The sequence below is a fragment of the Mycolicibacter kumamotonensis genome (genome assembly GCF_002086285.1).
Classification (GTDB): Bacteria; Actinomycetota; Actinomycetes; order Mycobacteriales; family Mycobacteriaceae; genus Mycobacterium; species Mycobacterium kumamotonense.
In genome coordinates, this window is sequence record NZ_MVHU01000078.1 from 1 (window position 1) to 2,728 (window position 2,728).

3 protein-coding genes and 1 pseudogene are annotated in these 2,728 nt (G+C 63.1%); 2 read left to right on the plus strand and 2 right to left on the minus strand.

Features of this window, described 5'->3' with window-relative positions; translation table 11 throughout:
- Together BST28_RS22730 and BST28_RS22735 are read right to left on the minus strand one after the other, a co-directional pair.
- A partial coding sequence (locus BST28_RS22730; protein ID WP_474630502.1) for a putative alpha/beta hydrolase occupies positions 1 to 536 on the minus strand: 536 nt, incomplete at its 3' end.
- Positions 518 to 832: a DUF2563 family protein gene (locus BST28_RS22735; protein WP_019735068.1), complete on the minus strand. Its 315-nt coding sequence runs from the start codon at positions 830 to 832 to the stop codon at positions 518 to 520. The genes BST28_RS22735 and BST28_RS22730, both read right to left, overlap by 19 nt.
- Before the next feature lie 222 nt (positions 833 to 1,054).
- Between BST28_RS22735 and BST28_RS22740 the strand changes: the two genes are divergently transcribed.
- Positions 1,055 to 1,528 (plus strand): hypothetical protein, encoded by a 474-nt coding sequence (locus BST28_RS22740; protein ID WP_052312179.1) that lies wholly within the window; start codon positions 1,055 to 1,057, stop codon positions 1,526 to 1,528.
- Positions 1,521 to 2,728: pseudogene (locus BST28_RS23900) on the plus strand (hypothetical protein); the annotation flags it as partial. The gene BST28_RS22740 and the pseudogene BST28_RS23900, both read left to right, overlap by 8 nt.

Consider the following 2,728-nt stretch of genomic DNA (forward strand, 5'->3'; position numbering starts at 1 on the left):
TTGGTCGTCGAGGCCGCAAGGATCCCGGCGTAGTCGTCGCGGAGCTTTTCGAGTTGATGCAGGATGCCGGTGGTGTCATCGATCGCCACCTGCTCCAGCTCGGCGGTGTCGAAGTCGGCTTCCTGGTACATGCCGATGCGGTTGTCGATGTCGTGCAGCTGGATCTGCAGGGCGTTGATCTTTGCCGCCGCGGACTTTTGGGCCTCGGCCAGGGCGGCGGCGATGGCCTCCAGATCGGTACCGATCGCGGTGAGTTGGGTTTGTTGCAGATGCAAGCTGGTGGTGGCGCGCTGGACTTCGGCGGAGTCGTTGATCGGATGCTCGCCGTTTTCCCGGTTCCAGGCGGCCTGGAAGCGTTGGCGCGCTTGAGCGAACGCGGCACTAGATTCGGCGGTGCATAATCCGGCGTCGTGGAAGGCGCTCGCCAGTTCGTCGATGGCGGCCGGGTTGCCGCTTTGCAGGGTGTTGTTGACCTGCCACGGGTCACCGCCGGCGGCGTCGATCAGCAGCGCCAGGTTTATGTGCTGCAGGTGCACCGCACCGTACGAAGCTGGGCTGCGTTGTGCTGATCCATGCCGGTGAACACGCACGCGGCACGGTGGGCCTTGACGCCGGCCCCGTCCAGGGTCCGGTCGTGGCCGGTGAGGGTGGTGATGTGCTCGGTGTGGGCCGTGGAGAGCGCGCCGTGGAAGACATCAGCGGCGCCGAAGCCGCCGAAAATGCCTGCCGTCACGGCGGTTCGGTTCAGCCGGGTCGCTCCGGTGTGGGCGTGTTCGGCTGCTCCGCGCGCATCTGCTGCCCCTGAACGCAGCATCGCCGGATCGACGAACACTCGAACCCCTCTCAGATCGGTCGTTAACAACCCTGACAGGGTGCCCCTTCGGCGTCAATTCAGCCTGCGCGGTAGCCCACGAGCTCGTTTGTCGCCGGTCTCACCTGCGGGTGTCCAGGCCCGTCGCGGCACGGCGACCGGTATTCGAATCTGTGGCCGCATCGGGGAAACGATGATGTAAGCGAAGAATCGGTGCTCGGGGATACCATCCGTGACGTGACCATGACGCAGCCCTGGCCCGCACCGCCCGCACCAATCCGATCCCGCAACTGGGTGGCCGTGACACTGGCCGCCGTGGCGGTAGTCCTTGCTGCGGCGGCCTTGATCGTGGCGCTCACGCGGTCGGGGTCGGGGTCCAGTCCGACGTATACCGCCGCACAGAAGGCGGCGGCGAAGAAGCAGTTGTGCGACCAGTACACGCTCGCCGCACGTGCGTTGAATATCGAGACACAACCGGACGGTGACATAGCTTTGGCGCGAATCTCCATGATCAATGGCGCTCTAATTCTTGACATGTCGGCAGCGGACCCGGCGCTAGATCCGAAATACCGCGATGCTGCACGCGCTTTAGCAAAGGCCTATCAGACTACAGCAGTTATTGGCACCAACGGCATGGCTACCGCTGACCAATACCGAGCTGCGGTCGACGACTCAAACGCTAAGAACCAAGTTATGCAGGAGTTGTGCGGTGAGTGACCTTCCTGACTACAGGCCGTTCACGGAGACGTTGATCGGCTTGTGGTGGCCTGCCCCGCCCACCCAACCGGCTGCCGCAGTCGATTTTTGGTCTGGACACATGGAGGCAAAACAACGGGAAGCTGATGGCATCAACAATCTTATTACGCTGCTGGGGCAACGGAACAGCGGCCACACCGCAGAGGACATGCTCACGCGTCTGCGGCTCGGCAGGAAGCGTCTTCTCGATGTTGCCAATCAGTGCCGTGCAAAGAGCGAAGCGAACAAGAATGTTGCGAAAGCCATCGACGATCTGCGCACCAGGTTAACTAGTATCGCTAATTCAGGCAACGACGACATCGACAAGATCCTCAAAAAGAACGAAGACCCTCAGATAAAAGTAGGCGAGATCAACGGCGTAATCTGGAACGCGAACTCGCAGGCTCGTGATGCTGCAGCGACCGCGATCACGTCAGTAGTTGACGCTACCCAGCAGATGCTTGATGAAACCGGTGTAGACGCCAAGGCCCGCGATGTACTGAAAGAAAACGGCGCAGACCTCGATGTCCCGCCCCCGCGACAGCCATTGACGCCAGACCAAGTGGCCAGAAAACAAAGTTATGACGGTGGTCAGGGCAGCCTTGGTACAAACGGTTCACAACGCACCGGGGGCGACGGTGCTAACGGCGGGGACGGCGGTAAAGGCGCCTTCGACTCCAACGGTTCACCTGTCCCAGGCAATGGCGCCGGTAGCGGTGCTGACGGGGGCAGGGGCGGTGTCGGAGGCGCGGACAATACCGCCGGTAACCCGGGTAGCGGTGTCGATAATGCGGGATCGGGCAATGTTGATGGCGCGGGTGCCGGCAACGCCGGGGCTGGCAATGGCGGCGGTGGCTTCAGTAATGCAGGAGTCGCTGGAAGCAGCAACGTCGACGGCGGCGCAAACGGCCCCAAGGCAGGCAGCGATTTTGGCAGCGCAAGCGGTGGCAGCGCTAGCGGTGGTAGCGCAGCTGCAGGCAACGGCGGCGGTGGAGGCCGAGCTGGTGGTAGCGGTGGTGGTAGCGCGGCTGCGGGTAACGGTGGCGGTGGGGGCCAAGCTGGTGGTAGCGGTGGTGGTAGTGCAAGTGCTGGTAATGGTGGCGGCGGCCAGCAAGGAGGCGGCGGGCCTAACGGCGGAAATATAGGCGGATCGCCGGGCGGCGTCCCTGGCTTCACGGGAGG

Bases quoted from the DNA above. Each gene is read 5' to 3' on its own strand.
- BST28_RS22740 (WP_052312179.1), top strand. From the start codon at position 1,055: ATGACGCAGCCCTGGCCCGCACCGCCCGCACCAATCCGATCCCGCAAC.